Consider the following 15,490-nt stretch of genomic DNA (forward strand, 5'->3'; position numbering starts at 1 on the left):
GCGTCCCGCATGAGCAGCAGCACCTTCGCGCCCACCGGCTTCGACGCGAGCCGCCCGCCGCCCTCGGCCGGCCTGGGCCGCGGCTTCGCGCTGGCCCTGCTGGCCCATGGCCTGCTGATCATCGCGCTGACCGCCGGCGTGCAATGGCGCTCCAAGACCGAACCGGCCTTCGAGGCCGAGCTGTGGGCCGCGGTGCCGGTGGCAGCGGCGCCGCGCGAGGAGGCCCCGCCGCCCGAGCCCGAGCCGGTCGTCAAGCCCGCGCCACCCAAACCCGAGCCCCCGCCTCCCGATCTGCAGGCCCAGCGCGATGCCGAGATCGCGATTGCCAAGGCGCGGGAGAAGAAGCGCGAAGAGCTGGAAGCCAAGCGCCTGGCCGAGCAGGAAGAACAGCGCAAGCAAAAGCTGCGCGAGCTGCAGGAACAGAAGGACAAGGCGGCCAAGGACGCCAAGGCCCTGAAGGAGCAGCAGGCCAAGGAGCCAAAGCTCAAGGACGACAAGGCCCGCCAGGACAGCAAGAAGGCGGAGGCCCTGGCCGAGAAGCGCGCCGAGGCGCAGCGCCAGGAAAACCTGCGCCGCATCCAGGGCATGGCCGGCGCCAGCGGTGGCCCGCAGGCCACCGGCACGGCCTTGCAGAGCGCCGGCCCGTCGCCGAGCTATGGCGGCCGCATCAAGGCGCGCATCCGGCCCAACATCATCTACAGCGAGGCCGGCGCCGGCAATCCGGTCGCCGAGGTCGAGGTGCGCGCCGCCGCCGATGGCCACATCATCGGCCGCAAGCTGCTGAAGTCCAGCGGCGATGCCGAGTGGGACAAGGCCGTGCTGCGCGCGATCGACAAGACCGAGATGCTGCCGCGCGATGTCGACGGCCGCGTGCCCTCGGTGCTGGTGATCACCTTCCAGCCGAAGGACTGAAGCGGCAGATCAAGGCGTCGGCCGACCAGCGGCCCGCGCCCCAGAAGACCACCATCAGCAGCAGCGCGCCCCATAGCTGATGACTCAGCAGCGCGGCCGGAGCGATCTTGCTGAGGCTCAGCACGGCCATGATATTGACCACGCTCAGGCCCAGCGCGGCAAAGCGCCCCCCCAGGCCCAGCGCCAGCAGCACCGGCAGCAGCAACTCACCGCCGGTGCCCAGCCAAGCCGCCAGCTCGGGCGGCAGCAGGGGCACGCGGTACTCGTCCTCGAACAGCAAGAGCGTCGTCGACCAGTCGCGGATCTTGGTCAGACCGGACAGAAAGAAGACCTGGGCCACATAGAGCCGCGCCGCCAGCAGCGCCAGCGAGCGCAGATGATGGGTCAGTGCGGCCAGCGGTGCGGCCATGGTCAGCGGCCGCTCCAGGCCAGGGTCGCTGGCCGCGCGCAGCAGCAGGGTCACGGGATTGCTCATCATGGGGACTCCGTGAAAGGGATGACCGCCTGCAGCCAGGCCTCGGACAGGGCGAGCTGCAGCCAGGCGGCGAAGTCGAAGCCGGCATTGGCGGCCAGGGTTTGATCGAGGGCCTGCTGCAGGCTTTGACCCAGCAGCAGCGCCTGCATGAACAGCGCCTGGTCGGCAGCGAGCAGACGGGCCTCGGCCCGCCAGCCCTGCCGCCACACCAGCACGATGAGGTGTTCGTCAGCGCTGCCGGCCAGGTCCAGCGGCCACCGCGCCGCCGCCGAACCGAGCAGCGACAGCAGCTGCAAGCCGGGCCGCAGCCGCAGGCAAAGCCGGTCCGCTTCCTGCTCGGCGAGCAGTTGCAGCGAGCCGGCATCGAGTTCAGCGTCCAAGGCCCGCTCGGCCTGATGGGCGGCCCATTCCAGCCGCGCCAGATCGGGCAGCCAGGCCGGTATGCCGGGCTGATCACGCAGGAACTCGGGCAAGGCCTGACCCCAGCAGCCCAGATCGCCGCGTTCTGGTGGGCAGGCACGCCAGAAGGCCCAGGCCATCACCGCGAAGTCGGTCTCGCCGAGCACTGTTTGCAAGCGATCGAACACCGAGGCCAGGGTCTGGGCGGCCAGCGCCTTGGCATGGCCGCGATAGGCTTGCAGGCCCCGGCGCAGTGATACGGTGCCCAGGGACCGGGCCCCGGGTGGCGGCGCTGCGGGAGGAGGTGTTTGCAGCAGGGCCCGCAGCAGCGCCTGCTGGCGGCGCAGTTCGGCCGCGCGGCTCATCGCGGCGCCGCCGCGCGCAGGCAGTCCTGCATCAGAGAGGCTTCATCCAGCAGCACGGCGAGCTCGGGCAGGTCGGTGTCCCACTCGATCAGGCTGGGCACGGCGCCCAGGTGCCGCAGCGCATGGCGGTAGACCTGCCACACCGGTGCATGAACCCGGCTGCCATGGTCGTCGATGACGATATCGTCCAGCCGCGCATAGCCGGCCAGATGAATCTCGCCGACCACGCCCGGGTCCAAGGCATCGATCCAGGCGCAGGCCGCGTGCACCGCCGCCTCGTCATCGGCGCCCCGGTTCAGCGCATTGACCACCAGATTGTTGACATCCAGCAGCAGGCCGCAGCCGCTGCGCCGCACCAGCGCATTGAAGAACTCGGGCTCGGCGATCCGGTCATCCTCCCAGGCCAGATAGGCGCTGAGGTTCTCGACCAGCAACGGGCGGCGCAACCGCTCCTGCACCGTCTGCACATTGGCCACCATGACGTCCAGGCTGCTTTCGCTGAAGGCGATAGGCAGCAGGTCATTGGCATGCAGCACCGGCCCGGCGTCCATGCCGGGCACACGGGCAAAGCTCGCATGGTCGGAGACGCGCAGCGGCTGCACTGCCTCGACCAGGCGGGCCAGCTGATCCAGATGCCAGGGATCGAGCCCGGCCGCCGAGCCCAGCGAAAGCCCGACGCCGTGCAGGCTGATCTCGTAATGCTCGCGTGCCCGCAGCAAGACCTGGCCCGCCGCCCCCCCGGGCGCGAAGAAGTTCTCCGAGTGCAGCTGCAGAAAACCCAGATCGGGCCGCTGCTGCATCAGCGCCTGGTAGTGCGGCTGGCGCCAGCCGATACCGACGTTTGAAGAGGCAGGAGCTTCACGCATGGGGGTCGGGTCTTGTCGCTTACTTCTTCGCCTTGGCCTTGGCTTCCTCGGCCGTCATGCCCTTCATCGCCTTGCACTCGCCCTTGGCCACATACTTCCATTCGTCGGGGGCGTTGTCGGCCTTGGACTGGCCGGCGCAGGAGTGGGTGCCGCTGAGATTGGCGCAGTCGTTCTGGCCGGCCTTGGCCACGCCGTAGCATTTCTCCTTGGCGGCCTTGTCCTGGGCCACGGCCTGGCCGACCGCCCCCATGGACAGGGCGGCGGCCAGCGCGGACGAAACGAGTTGGGATGTCTTCATCAGAGTTCCTTGAGGTGTAGGGTTGAGATCGAGGCCGACGCATCATGCGTTGGACACCTGTGTGTCGCAAGTGCCGACCAAGTCCTTACACTGCGCCCATCGAAAATTCCGAGCCCTCTTGATGAGCGACTACGCCAAGGCCATCGAAGCGCTGCGACCACAGCTGCTGAAATACGCGCGGCTGCAGCTGCGCAACGCCGCCTGGGCCGAGGACGCGGTGTCCGAGACCGTGCTCGCGGCGCTGGAGAAGCCGCAGGCTTTCGGCGGCCAATCGCAGCTCAAGACCTGGCTGGTGGGCATCCTCAAGCACAAGCTGATCGACCAGATCCGCCGCAACTGCCGCGAGATGTCGACCACGGCCGAGGACGGCGTCGATCTCGACGACGAGCTCTTCCACCCCGACGGCCACTGGCGCGAAGCCCCGCAGGACTGGGGCGACCCCGAGCAGGCGCTGCGCCAGCTCGAATTCATGAAGGTGCTGGAGGCCTGCGTCGAGCTGCTGCCCGGCCAGCAGGGCCGCCTGTTCATGATGAGGGAGTGGCTGGAGCTGGACAGCGACGAGATCTGTAAGGCTTTGGCCATCACGCCGACCAATCTCTGGGTCATGCTGCACCGCGCCCGGCTGCGGCTGCGTGATTGCCTTCAACTCAACTGGTTCGCGGGCCCGTCGGCGCCCGCCCGATGATCATGCTGCTGCGCCGCTCCTGCAAACAGGTCACCCATCTCGTGCTGCAGGCCGAGGACCGCGCGCTGCCGCTGCGCGAACGCCTGGCCGTGCGCCTGCATATGCTGGTCTGCAAGGCCTGCCCGCGATTTGCCGACCAGGTAGCGCTGATGCGCAGCGCCAGTAAGCGCTGGCGGGCCTATTCGGAGTCGGAGTGAGCGGCCCTGGCGCCTAGGCAATCGCCCCGCCCGTCTCGCGCAGGTCACGCTCGTTCTGCAAGGCCAGCGCCAATGTCATGCGTACGCCTTCGATCATGCTGGCCAGCGCCATGCTGGGCTGGCCGCTGCTGCGGGCGGCCTGCTCGGGCAGATAGGGAATGTGCAGAAAGCCGCTGCGCACGCCGCTGCCGGCCAGCCGATGCTGCAGGCCGTAGAACAGATGGTTGCAGACAAAGGTGCCTGCGCTCTGCGACACCGAGGCCGGCAGGCCGGCCGCGCGCAGGCCGTGGACGATGGCCTTGATCGGCAGGGTCGAGAAATAGGCCGCCGGCCCGCTCTCCAGCACCGGCATATCGATGGGCTGGGCCCCGGCGTTGTCGGCGATGCGGGCATCGTCGACATTGATCGCGACCCGCTCCAGCGACAGATCGCTGCGCCCGCCCGCCTGGCCCAGGGCCAGCACCAGGCCCGGCCGCAGCTCGGCCAGCGCCTCGTCGAGCACGCGCAACGACTGCCCGAACACGCAGGGCAGCTGGCGCGCCACGATGCGTGCCGGGCCCAGCGTCTCGCCGTCCAACGCACGGGCGATTTCCCAGGCGGGGTTGATGGCCTCGCCCCCGAAGGGCTCGAAACCGGTCAGCAGAATATTCATGGCGTCATGGCTGGCTGTCGAATCGGCCCGATGCTAACCCGCCGAATCGGGGTGACTACCAATCGGCAAGCGCGCCGGCACGCCCCATGCTCGCACCATTGCCCCGCTGAAGGAGTGTTCGCATGATGACGACTCGATCGATGCTGGCCGCCGGCCTGCTGACACTGGCGACTGCGGCCTCGGCCCAGACCAAGTGGGACCTGCCCTCGGCCTACCCGGCGAGCAACTTCCACACCGAGAACCTGATGCAGTTCGCCGCCGATGTCGACAAGGCCACGGCCGGCAAGCTCAAGATCACCGTGCACGCCAATGCCTCGCTGTTCAAGGCCAATGAGATCAAGCGCGCGGTGCAGGGCGGCCAGGCCCAGATGGGCGAGATCCTCTTGGGCATCTTCGAGAACGAGAACCCGATCTTCGGCGCCGATGGCGTGCCGATGCTGGCCACCGGCTATGCCCAGTCGCGCAAGCTGGCCGAGGCCCAGAAACCGCATCTGAACAAGGTGCTCGGTGCCCAGGGCATGCAGCTGCTCTACACGGTGGCCTGGCCGCCGCAAGGCATCTACGTCAAGAAGGAGATCGGCTCGGTGGCCGATATGCGCGGCATCAAGTGGCGCGCCTACAGCCCGGCCACCGCCAAGATCGCCGAGCTGATCGGCGCCCAGCCGGTCACGATACAGGCCGCCGAGCTGAGCCAGGCCCTGGCCACCGGTGTGGTCGAGTCCTATATGTCCTCCGGTGCCACCGGCTACGACAGCAAGACCTACGAGAGCATCAAGTACTTCTACGACACCCAGGCCTGGTTGCCCAAGAATGCGCTGATCGTCAATAAAAAGGCCTTCGATGCGCTGGACAAGCCCAGCCAGGAGGCGGTACTCAAGGCCGCTGCCGAGGCCGAGGTGCGCGGCTGGAAGATCAGCCAGGAGAAGAACGACTGGTACAAGAAGGCGCTGACCGAGAAAGGCATGAAGATCATGCCGCCCTCGCCCAAGCTGATGCAGGACATGAGCCAGGTCGGTGCCAGCATGCTGGCCGACTGGGAGAAGAAGGCCGGCGCCGAGGGTCAGGCCTTGCTGGCGGCCTTCCGCAAGCCCTGAGCCCACCGGCAGCAGCCTCTTGCGACGCCTGCTAGACGCCCTCTACGACGCTGCGGCTGCGCTGGCCGCGCTGTGCATGGTGGGCCTGCTGCTGATCGTGCTGGGCGGCGTCGCCGGGCGGCAGCTGGGCTTTTATCTGCCCGGCAGCGATGCCTATGCCGGCTATCTGATGGCGGCCTGCGGCTTCCTGGCCCTGGCCCACACGCTCAAGCGCGGCGAGCACATCCGCGTGACCCTGCTGGTCAACGCGCTGCAAGGCGGCCCGCGCCGTGCGCTGGAGCGGTTCGCGCTGATGGTGGCCAGCCTGCTCGCGCTGATCGCGGCCTTCTACAGCGCCCGCCTGGTCTGGCAGTCCTGGAGCTTCCAGGACATTTCCACGCTCAACGACGCCACGCCGCTGTGGCTGCCGCAGCTGTCGATGGCGATCGGCAACGCGGTGCTGGCCATCGCCCTGCTCGACGAGCTGCTGCTCGAATGGCGCGGCCGGCGCACCGGCCCGGCCGACGCCGGCCAAGCGCTGCACAACGAATGAACCACGATCTCGCCATCACCGCACTGCTGATACTGGCCCTGTTCGCCATCCTGGCCAGCGGGGTCTGGATCGGGCTGGCGCTGTCGGGCGCGGCCTGGCTGGCGATGCAGCTCTTCAGCAGCCGGCCGGCCGGCGACGCGATGGCCGTGACGATCTGGGGCTCGGCCTCCAGCTGGACACTGACCGCGCTGCCGCTGTTCATCTGGATGGGCGAGATCCTGTTCCGCACCCGGCTGTCCAGCGATATGTTCAAGGGCCTGTCGCCCTGGGTGCAGGCCCTGCCGGGCCGGCTGCTGCACACCAATGTGGTCGGCTGCGCGATCTTCGCCGCCGTCTCCGGCTCCAGCGCCGCCACCTGCGCCACCATCGGCAAGATGACACTGCCCGAGCTGCAGCGCCGCGGCTACCCTGACGATATCGCGATCGGTTCGCTGGCCGGGGCCGGCACCCTGGGCCTCTTGATCCCGCCGTCCATCATCATGATCGTCTACGGCGTCAGCGCCGATGTCTCGATCGCCGAGCTCTTCATCGCCGGCGTGCTGCCGGGGGCGATGCTGGCGCTGCTGTTTTCCGGCTATCTGGTGTTCTGGGCCTGGCGCCACCCGGATCTGGTGCCGCCGGCCGATGTGCCGATGAGCCTGGCTGCGAAGCTGAAGGCCTCGGGCAGCCTGATCCCGGTGCTGCTGCTGATCGGCGCGGTGCTGGGCTCTATTTATGCCGGCATCGCCACCGCCACCGAGGCGGCTGCCGTGGGCGTGCTGGGCGCGCTGCTGTTGTCGGCGGCCCAGGGTTCGCTGAGCTGGGCCAGCTTCCGGGACGCGCTGCTGGGCGGCACGCGGCTGTACTGCATGATCGCCTTGATACTCGCCGGCGCCTCCTTCCTGACCCTGGCGATGGGCTATCTGGGCCTGCCGCGCCATCTGGCCGAGTGGATCGCCGGCCTGGGCCTGCCGGCCTGGGGGCTGCTGATGGCGCTGACCCTGTTCTACATCGTGCTGGGCTGTTTCCTGGACGGCATCTCGATGGTGGTGCTGACCATGGGCGTGATACTGCCGACGGTGCTGAAGGCCGGCATCGACCCACTGTGGTTCGGCATCTTCGTTGTGCTGGTGGTCGAGATGGCCCAGATCACGCCGCCGGTGGGCTTCAATCTCTTCGTGCTGCAGGGCATGACAAGGCGCGAGATCGGCTATATCGCCCGGGTCGCGCTGCCCTTCTTCTTGCTGATGCTGGCCGCGCTGGCGCTGATCTACTTCGTGCCGGACATCGTCACCTACCTGCCCCGGCGCATGCGTGGCGGCTGAGGAACTGGCCGGCGCTGTGCGCCCTGTTCCGCCGACAAGCGCGCTCACAATCGCATATGCTGCTCGGGCACCCGCCCCCTGAACACCCAACCCGGAGACCCCGATGCCCGATCCGTCCGCGCCGCTCGACTGGCCATATGCCAAGGCCCAGGACATCGCGCGTGAGTCCGCCGATGAGCAGCACTTCCAGTGGCCGACACCGCCCTATGCGGCCTACCCGCAGCCGCAGCCGCAGAGCGCGCCCGAGCCCTGCGAGATCCTGGGCCTCAACAACAGCCGCACCACCGGCCATGTGATCCTGATCGCCTCGCAGGAGCGGGTGGCCCAGGTCACGGTGCCGCCGGCGCGCAGCGCGATGCCGCTGAAGTTCGCCCAGTTCCGCGCGCTCAAGCTCCTGCGCCCGATCCCGGCCGCGCCGCGCGAGGCGATCGCGATCGACGACCCGCTGGCGATGGACCAGCGCCCGCGCAGCGAGTTCAAGCTGGCCTTCCATGGCGGCGGCGAGCTCAAGGGCACGACCATCGGTCACTACCAGGACGATCTGGGCCTCTATCTGTTCCCGCCGGTCTCGGCCAGCGACGATTCGGTGCTGCGCGTCTTCGTGCCGCGCGAGGTGCTGGCCGGCTTCGAGATCGGCGAACGCATCGGCGCCCTGCTGCTGCGCGACCAGAGCGTCAGCCCGGAGCAGGTCGAGGCGGTGGTCCAGGAGCAGAACGATCTGCGCTCGCGCCGCGTCGGCGACATCCTGGTGGCCAAGCAGGTGGTCTCGGCCGAGCAGCTGATGCAGGCCATCGAGCAGCAGGCCAAGATGCCCATGGTGCGCATCGGCGAGGCCTTGCTGGCACTCGAATTGATCACGCAGGAGCAGCTCGACCAGGCGCTGGAGCAGCAGCGCTCCGACCGCTCGGTGCCGCTGGGTCAGCTGCTGGTGCGCAAGGGTGTCGTGACGCGCCAGCAGCTGCAGTCGGCGCTGGCCCGCAAGATGGGCTATCCGCTGGTCGATGTCGAGAACTTCCCGATCGAGGCCGACGCGGTGCGCAAGCTGCCGCACTCGGTGGCCAAGCGTCTGGAAGTGCTGCCGCTGGTGCTGCGCGAGGGCAAGCTGATCGTCGCGATGGAAGACCCGACCCGGCGTGACGCGATCGACGAGGTCGAGTTCATCTCGCAGCTCAAGGTCGTGCCGACCCTGACCAAGGTCGGCACGCTGGTGTTCGCGCTGCCCACCGTGTACGAGCGCTTCGGCAAGGACGGCGGGGCCTCGGCCAGCGAGCTGCGCATGCCGGCGCTGAACCTCGATTTCGAGCCCGACACCGCCGGCAAGCTGATCGAGACCCTGGAGCGCGACAGCCAGGAAAAATCCATCCGCGAGGACGACACGCCGATCGAGCAGTCGGACAACTCGCTGGTGCGCCTGATCAACAGCATGATCATCGAGGCCCACAGCCAGGGCGTCTCCGACATCCATATCGAGACCTACCCCGGGCGCGAGAAGCTGAAGATCCGCTTTCGCCGCGACGGCTCGCTGCAACCCTATCTGGAACTGCCCTACACCTATCGCAATGCAATGATCGCGCGCATCAAGATCATGTGCGATCTGGACATCTCCGAGCGCCGCAAGCCGCAGGACGGCAAGATCAACTTCTCGCGCTTCTCGCCGCAGCACAGGCTGGAGCTGCGGGTCGCGACGATCCCGACCAATAACGGCCTGGAGGATGTGGTGATGCGCATCCTGTCCTCGGCCAAGCCCATCCCACTGGAGAAGCTGGGCCTGTCGGCCCACAATCTGAGCGAGCTGAAGGCAGCGGTCAGCCGGCCCTACGGCATGGTGCTCTGCGTGGGCCCGACCGGCTCGGGCAAGACCACCACCTTGCACTCGGCACTCAGCCATATCAACCAGCCCGAGCGCAAGATCTGGACCGCCGAGGACCCGATCGAAATCACCCAGAACGGCCTGCGCCAGGTCCAGGTCAACCCCAAGATCGACTGGACCTTTGCCAAGGCCTTGCGCGCCTTTTTGCGCGCCGATCCGGACGTCATCATGGTGGGCGAGATCCGCGACGAAGAGACCGCCCAGATCGCGGTCGAGGCCTCGCTGACCGGTCACCTGGTGCTCTCCACCCTGCACACCAACAGCGCGCCCGAGACCGTGACCCGGCTGCTGGACATGGGCATGGACCCGTTCAACTTTGCCGATTCGCTCTTGGCCGTGCTGGCCCAGCGCCTGGTCAAGCGCCTGTGCCCGCATTGCCGCAAGAGCGAGCCCCTGCCCGAGGCCGAGCTGCAGGAATGGCTGGACGACTATCTGCACAGCTTCCCCGCCGACCAGCGCCCCGAGCGCCAGGCCCTGCTGGGCGAATGGCAGACCAGCTATGGCGAGAACGGCCGGCTGCTGCGCTACAGCAGCCCCGGCTGCGCCAAATGCGAGAACACCGGCTTCAAGGGCCGCGCCGGCCTGCATGAGCTGCTGACCGTCTCCAAGACGGTACGCCGCCTGATACAGACCGGGGCGCGGGCCGAGGAGATCCAGCATTGCGCGCTGGCCGAGGGCATGCGCACCCTGCGCCAGGACGGCATCGTCAAGGTGCTGGCCGGCGTCACGACCCTGGCCGAGGTGCGAGCCACCAGCAATACCTGACCCCCGGCAGCGGCGTCGACTCCAGACAAGCCCGCTTGTCAGCGGCGGGCAAAGTGATTCATATTGGGCCACCCCAGGTCCGGAGTCCCGTCATGGCCCAGCCGCCGCTCAGCCCCAGCCTCGCGAGCCCCGCCTTCGCCAGCCATCCACGCATGCTGGTCGATGCCCGCCATTCACAGGCCATCGCCAGCTCGCACGAGCGCTGCCTGGCCTTCGGCCTGAGCCAGGACAGCGCTCCCGATCTGAAGCGCATCGCCCCCGCCGGCCTGCAGGAGTTGCAGCAGCGCAATGCGCGGCTGTGCGCCCAGGCCCTGCCGGTGATGGACATGCTGTACGAGCAGCTGATGCATGCGCAAAGCATGGTGTTGCTGACCGATGCCAGCGGCTGTGTGCTGCATGCGCTGGGCGACCCGGGCTTTCTGGAGCGCGCCAACCAGGTGGCGCTGGCGCCTGGCGCCCTCTGGGCCGAGGCCGACAAGGGCACCAATGCGGTCGGCACGGCGCTGATGACCGAGGGCGCGACCCTGGTCCACGGCCAGGAGCATTTCCTGCGCGCGATGCAGTTCCTGACCTGCTCGGCCGCGCCGATCTTCGACCACAAGGGGGCGCTGCTGGGCGTCATCGATGTCTCGGGCGAGCGCCGCTCCTACCATCCGCACACGCTGGCCCTGGCCAGCATGTCGGCCCGGCTGATCGAGGGCCAGTGGTTTGCCGATCGCTTCCGCCACAGCACCCGGCTGCATTTCCACGCCAGTGCGATGGGCCTGGGCACCTTGCACGAGGGCCAGCTGGCGCTGGACGAGGACGGCCGGGTGCTGGGCGCGAACCGGCGCGCGCTGGAGCTGCTGGGTCTGGGCGCGATGGCGCTGCGGCGCGAGAACCTGGCCAGCCTGTTCGGCTGCAGCCTGGGTCAGCTGTCCCAACAGGCCCGGCAGCAGGCCGAGCTGCGCCTGCCCTTGGCGCGCGGCGGCGAAGCGCTGTACGCCAAGCTGAGCCTGGCCCAGGTCGAGCTGGGCCAGCAGCGCCGCGAAACCAGGGAGGAGCTCGGGCTGCTGGACAGCGCGCCGCTGCCGCTGTCTACGGCCCCGGCGCCGCTGCCCGTGCAGGCCGGCCACAATCTGCGCCAGACCGAGATGCAGGCCATCGCCGCCGCCGTGCAGGCCGCCGGCGGCAATCTCTCCGAGGCAGCCCGCCAGCTGGGCATAGGCCGCAGCACCCTGTACCGCAAGCTCAAGGAGATGAGCTGAACTCGTATCATGGCGGCCGCCCCCACTGCACAGTCCCGCCATGAGCGACACCCCCTCCCAGCCCCGCCTCAGCAGCCTCTCGCACGGAGGCGGCTGCGGCTGCAAGATCGCGCCGGGCCTGCTGTCCGAGATCCTGAAGAACAGCGGCGCCAGCGCCATCGTGCCGCCGCAGCTGCTGGTGGGCATAGAGACCGCCGATGACGCCGCCGTCTACCAGCTCAATGAGGAGCAGGCCCTGGTGGCGACCACCGATTTCTTCATGCCCATCGTCGACGACCCCTTCGACTTCGGCCGCATCGCCGCCACCAATGCGATCAGCGATGTCTATGCAATGGGCGGCCGGCCGATCTTGGCGCTGGCCCTGGTGGGCATGCCGATCAAGGTGCTGTCCAGCGAGACCATAGGCCGCATCCTGGCCGGCGGCCAGGCGGTCTGCACGGCGGCCGGCATCCCGATCGCCGGCGGCCACACCATCGATTCGGTCGAGCCGATCTATGGCCTGGTCGCGCTGGGCCTGGTCCACCCGAAGCGCATCAAGCGCAATGCCGACGCCCGCGCCGGTGATCTGCTGGTGCTGGGCAAGCCGCTGGGCGTGGGCGTGCTGTCGGCGGCGCTGAAGAAGGAAGGACTCGACGCCGCCGGCTATGCGCAGATGATCGCGTTCACGACCCAGCTCAACACCCCCGGCCCCGACCTGGCGGCGCTTGACGGCGTCCACGCGATGACCGACGTGACCGGCTTCGGCCTGGCCGGCCATGGCCTGGAACTGGCCCGCGGCGCCCAGGCCCGGGTCGTGATCGACTGGCCGGCGGTGCCCTTGATCGACGGCGCGCGGGCGCTGGCCGCCCAGGGCTTCGTCACCGGGGCTTCGGGCCGCAACTGGGACAGCTATGGCGCCCAGATCGAGCTGCCCTCGGGCTTTGCGGCCGAGGACCGGGCCCTGCTGAGCGATCCGCAGACCAGCGGCGGGCTGCTCGTGTCCTGCGCGCCCGAGGCGCTGGACGCCGTGCTGGCGCGCTTTGCCGCCCATGGCTTCGGCCATGCGGCCGTGGTCGGCCGGGTCGAGGCCGGCACGCCGGGGCTGAGCGTCCGGGCCTGAATGACAAAGCGGCCCGCAGGCCGCTTCGTTGCCATCACCGTGCCGGCTCAGAACTTGGATTCGCCGGCGCTTTCCGGGTTTTCCTCGACCGGCCAGTCGCGGATATAGGCCTTCAGCATGCGGTTCTCGAAGTCCTGGCCATCGACCACCGCCTTGGCCACGTCGTAGAACGAGATCACGCCCATCAGCGTGCGGCCGTTGAGCACCGGCATATAGCGGGCATGGCGGCCCAGCATCATGCGGCGCACCTCGTCGATCTCGGTCTCGGGCGTGCAGGTCAGCGGATGGTCGTCCATCACGCTGCGCACCAGCGAGTTGCCGACGCTGCCGCCGTTCTTGACGATGGCGGAAATCACCTCGCGAAAGGTCAGCATGCCGACCAGATCGCCATGCTCCATCACGACCAGCGAGCCGACATCCATCTCGGCCATTGTCGTGACGGCCTGGGCCATCGGCTGGTCGGGCGTGATGGTGAACAGGGTGCCGCCCTTGACGCGGAGTATGTCGACGACTTTCATGGCTGCCTCCTCTTGTGCCGGGCCTCACCCGACAGCTGCTAAAACTGGTCCCCAACATAGCACACAATCCGCGCATCACACATCTCGGAGACACCATGTCCGGCTACTCAGACCCCGGCTTTGACACCCTGGCGCTACACGCCGGCGCCGCGCCCGACCCGAGCACCGGCGCACGCGTGACGCCGCTGCATCTGAGCACCTCCTTCGTGTTCGAGAACTCCGAACACGCGGCGGCGCTGTTCAATATGGAGCGCGCCGGCCATGTCTACTCGCGCATCTCGAACCCGACCACGGCCGTGTTCGAGGAGCGGGTCGCGGCACTCGAAGGCGGGGTCGGCGCGATCGCCACCGCCAGCGGCCAGGCGGCCCTGCATCTGGCTATCGCGACCTTGGCCGGCGCGGGCTCGCACATCGTCGCCTCCGCCGCGCTCTACGGCGGCTCGCACAATCTGCTGCTCTACACGCTGGCACGCTTCGGCATTGAAACCAGCTTCGTCAAACCCGGCGATATCGACGCCTGGCGCGCCGCGATCCGGCCGAACACCAAGCTGCTGTTCGGCGAGACCCTGGGCAACCCCGGCATGGATGTGCTGGACATTCCGACCGTCGCGGCCATCGCCCACGAGGCCGGTCTGCCGCTCTTGGTCGACTCGACGCTGACCACCCCCTATCTGCTCAAGCCCTTCGAGCATGGTGCCGATCTGGTCTACCACTCGGCCACCAAATTCCTGTCGGGCCACGGCACGGTGGTCGGCGGCGTGCTGGTCGACGGCGGCAATTTCGACTGGGACGCCGCGCATGCCAAACATGGCCGCTTCCCTGAGCTGTGCGAGCCCTATGCCGGTTTCCACGGCATGGTGTTCGCCGAGGAAAGCACGGTCGGTGCCTTTCTGCTGCGCGCGCGCCGCGAGGGCCTGCGCGACTTCGGCGCCTGCATGAGCCCGCACACCGCCTGGCTGATCCTGCAAGGCATCGAGACCCTGTCCTTGCGCATGCAGCGCCATGTGCAGAACGCGCAGCGGGTGGCCGAGTTCCTGGCCGGCCATGAGCTGGTGGCGCGGGTCGGCTACCCGGGCCTGAGCAGCCACCCCGACCATGAGTTGGCACAGAAGCTTTTGCCGCGCGGCTGCGGCTCGGTGTTCAGCTTCGATCTGAAGGGCAGCCGCGAGCAGGGCAAGCGCTTCATCGAGGCGCTGAAGATCTTCTCCCATCTGGCCAATGTCGGCGACTGCCGCTCGCTGGTCATTCACCCGGCCTCGACCACCCATTTCCGCATGGACGATGCGGCGCTGGCCCAGGCCGGCATCACGCCCGGCACGATACGGCTGTCCATAGGCCTGGAAGATGCCGACGACCTGATCGACGACCTCAAGCGCGCGCTCAAGGCCGCCAGCAAAGCATGAAGCTCCTTGTCAACACCCACGAGGCCTATGCCTACACCGGCGGCAAGCCCTTCGACCCCGCCCTGCCCTGCATCGTCTTCATCCACGGCGCGCTGAACGACCACAGCGTCTGGACCCTGCTGGCGCGCTGGTTCGCGCACCACGGCCACAGCGTGCTGGCGGTGGACCTGCCCGGCCACGGGCGCAGCGCCGGGCCGGCGCTGCCCGATGTCGAGGCGATGGCCGACTGGATCGGGGATCTGCTCGATGCCGCCGGCGTGCAGCGGGCCGCGCTGGTCGGCCACAGCATGGGCTCGCTGATCGCGCTGGAGGCGGCCGCGCGCCAGCCCGAACGCGCCAGCCATCTGGTGATGGTGGCGACCGCTTATCCGATGAAGGTCTCCGAGCTTTTGCTGACGACGGCCCGCGAGGCCCCGCTGAAAGCCATCCAGATGGTCAACAGCTTCTCCTTCGCCGGCCTGGCGGCCAAGCCCTCCTACCCCGGCCCCGGCGCCTGGCTGCAGGGCGGCGAGATCGCGCTGAAGCGGCGGATACAGGGCCGGCAGACGGAGGTCAATCTGTTCGCGCATGACTTCGGCGTCTGCGACCGCTATGCCGGTGGCCTGGAGGCGGCGGCACGGGTGAGCTGCCCGGCCGGCCTGCTGCTGGGCGAACGCGACCAGATGACCTCGCCCAAGCAGACCCAGGGCCTGGCGCAAGCCCTGAAGGCGCGGGTGCTGAGCGTGCCGGCCGGGCATTCACTGATGGCGGAGGCGCCCGATCAGGTCTTGAATGCCTTGCGTCAATTGCTGAAGTGAAGGAGCCCAGGC

The 15,490-nt window shown here is 68.5% G+C and carries 17 protein-coding genes; 11 read left to right on the forward strand and 6 right to left on the reverse strand.

What is annotated here, in order from left to right; translation table 11 throughout:
* Nucleotides 1-9 precede the first annotated feature (9 nt).
* Entirely contained in the window at nt 10-912 is a 903-nt protein-coding gene (gene tolA / locus O5M90_RS03345; RefSeq protein ID WP_269841443.1) for a cell envelope integrity protein TolA, read from the forward strand.
* On the opposite strand, the gene O5M90_RS03350 is transcribed toward tolA, so the two are convergent.
* The 4 genes from O5M90_RS03350 to O5M90_RS03365 are packed head-to-tail and all read right to left on the reverse strand — an operon-like array spanning nt 890 to nt 3,315.
* Nucleotides 890-1,390 (reverse strand): DoxX family protein, encoded by a 501-nt coding sequence (locus O5M90_RS03350; RefSeq protein ID WP_332909511.1) that lies wholly within the window; start codon nt 1,388-1,390, stop codon nt 890-892. The two genes, tolA and O5M90_RS03350, sit on opposite strands and share 23 nt — an antisense overlap.
* The gene (locus tag O5M90_RS03355) at nt 1,387-2,151 is read right to left on the reverse strand and encodes an HvfC/BufC family peptide modification chaperone (protein WP_269841442.1); all 765 of its coding nucleotides are present in this window, start codon (nt 2,149-2,151) and stop codon (nt 1,387-1,389) included. The genes O5M90_RS03350 and O5M90_RS03355 overlap by 4 nt, the downstream gene beginning before the upstream one ends.
* Nucleotides 2,148-3,017: a DUF692 domain-containing protein gene (locus tag O5M90_RS03360; RefSeq protein WP_269841441.1), complete on the reverse strand. Its 870-nt coding sequence runs from the start codon at nt 3,015-3,017 to the stop codon at nt 2,148-2,150. The genes O5M90_RS03355 and O5M90_RS03360 overlap by 4 nt, the downstream gene beginning before the upstream one ends.
* A gap of 19 nt (nt 3,018-3,036) precedes the next feature.
* Nucleotides 3,037-3,315, reverse strand: a complete 279-nt coding sequence (locus O5M90_RS03365) for a BufA1 family periplasmic bufferin-type metallophore (protein ID WP_262972824.1) — start codon at nt 3,313-3,315, stop codon at nt 3,037-3,039.
* A gap of 121 nt (nt 3,316-3,436) precedes the next feature.
* On the opposite strand from O5M90_RS03365, the gene O5M90_RS03370 reads away from it, so the two are divergent.
* Nucleotides 3,437-4,000, forward strand: a complete 564-nt coding sequence (locus tag O5M90_RS03370) for a sigma-70 family RNA polymerase sigma factor (RefSeq protein ID WP_137943500.1) — start codon at nt 3,437-3,439, stop codon at nt 3,998-4,000.
* Nucleotides 3,997-4,197: a zf-HC2 domain-containing protein gene (locus tag O5M90_RS03375; RefSeq protein ID WP_269841440.1), complete on the forward strand. Its 201-nt coding sequence runs from the start codon at nt 3,997-3,999 to the stop codon at nt 4,195-4,197. Before O5M90_RS03370 ends, O5M90_RS03375 begins: the two co-directional genes overlap by 4 nt.
* A gap of 13 nt (nt 4,198-4,210) precedes the next feature.
* Here the strand turns inward: O5M90_RS03375 and pcp are convergent, their stop codons facing one another.
* Nucleotides 4,211-4,849 carry a pyroglutamyl-peptidase I gene (gene pcp / locus O5M90_RS03380; protein WP_137943501.1) on the reverse strand — a complete coding sequence of 213 codons (639 nt, stop codon included), beginning with the start codon at nt 4,847-4,849 and terminating at the stop codon, nt 4,211-4,213.
* 125 nt (nt 4,850-4,974) lie between these two features.
* On the opposite strand from pcp, the gene O5M90_RS03385 reads away from it, so the two are divergent.
* The 6 genes from O5M90_RS03385 (at nt 4,975) to selD (ending at nt 12,760) form a co-directional block, all read left to right on the forward strand.
* Nucleotides 4,975-5,943, forward strand: a complete 969-nt coding sequence (locus O5M90_RS03385) for a TRAP transporter substrate-binding protein (protein ID WP_269841801.1) — start codon at nt 4,975-4,977, stop codon at nt 5,941-5,943.
* Nucleotides 5,944-5,962: 19 nt separating this feature from the next.
* The gene (locus O5M90_RS03390; protein ID WP_269841439.1) at nt 5,963-6,475 is read left to right on the forward strand and encodes a TRAP transporter small permease; all 513 of its coding nucleotides are present in this window, start codon (nt 5,963-5,965) and stop codon (nt 6,473-6,475) included.
* A complete protein-coding gene (locus O5M90_RS03395) occupies nt 6,472-7,779 on the forward strand; it encodes a TRAP transporter large permease (protein ID WP_269841438.1) in 1,308 nt (435 codons plus the stop codon). The genes O5M90_RS03390 and O5M90_RS03395 overlap by 4 nt, the downstream gene beginning before the upstream one ends.
* Nucleotides 7,780-7,882: 103 nt before the next feature.
* Nucleotides 7,883-10,414: an ATPase, T2SS/T4P/T4SS family gene (locus tag O5M90_RS03400; protein ID WP_440401812.1), complete on the forward strand. Its 2,532-nt coding sequence runs from the start codon at nt 7,883-7,885 to the stop codon at nt 10,412-10,414.
* Nucleotides 10,415-10,506: 92 nt separating this feature from the next.
* Nucleotides 10,507-11,661, forward strand: a complete 1,155-nt coding sequence (locus O5M90_RS03405) for a sigma-54-dependent Fis family transcriptional regulator (protein ID WP_269841437.1) — start codon at nt 10,507-10,509, stop codon at nt 11,659-11,661.
* A 40-nt stretch (nt 11,662-11,701) separates the two neighbouring features.
* The gene (gene selD, locus O5M90_RS03410; protein ID WP_269841436.1) at nt 11,702-12,760 is read left to right on the forward strand and encodes a selenide, water dikinase SelD; all 1,059 of its coding nucleotides are present in this window, start codon (nt 11,702-11,704) and stop codon (nt 12,758-12,760) included.
* A gap of 47 nt (nt 12,761-12,807) precedes the next feature.
* On the opposite strand, the gene O5M90_RS03415 is transcribed toward selD, so the two are convergent.
* A complete protein-coding gene (locus tag O5M90_RS03415) occupies nt 12,808-13,278 on the reverse strand; it encodes a CBS domain-containing protein (protein ID WP_137943506.1) in 471 nt (156 codons plus the stop codon).
* Nucleotides 13,279-13,373: 95 nt separating this feature from the next.
* Here O5M90_RS03415 and O5M90_RS03420 point away from each other — a divergent pair, with 95 nt between their 5' ends.
* Nucleotides 13,374-14,681: an O-acetylhomoserine aminocarboxypropyltransferase gene (locus O5M90_RS03420; protein WP_269841435.1), complete on the forward strand. Its 1,308-nt coding sequence runs from the start codon at nt 13,374-13,376 to the stop codon at nt 14,679-14,681.
* A complete protein-coding gene (locus O5M90_RS03425) occupies nt 14,678-15,478 on the forward strand; it encodes an alpha/beta fold hydrolase (protein WP_269841434.1) in 801 nt (266 codons plus the stop codon). The genes O5M90_RS03420 and O5M90_RS03425 overlap by 4 nt, the downstream gene beginning before the upstream one ends.
* Nucleotides 15,479-15,490 lie beyond the last annotated feature (12 nt).

It is taken from the genome of Paucibacter sp. M5-1 (assembly GCF_027498415.2).
Classification (GTDB): domain Bacteria; phylum Pseudomonadota; class Gammaproteobacteria; order Burkholderiales; family Burkholderiaceae_C; genus Roseateles_E.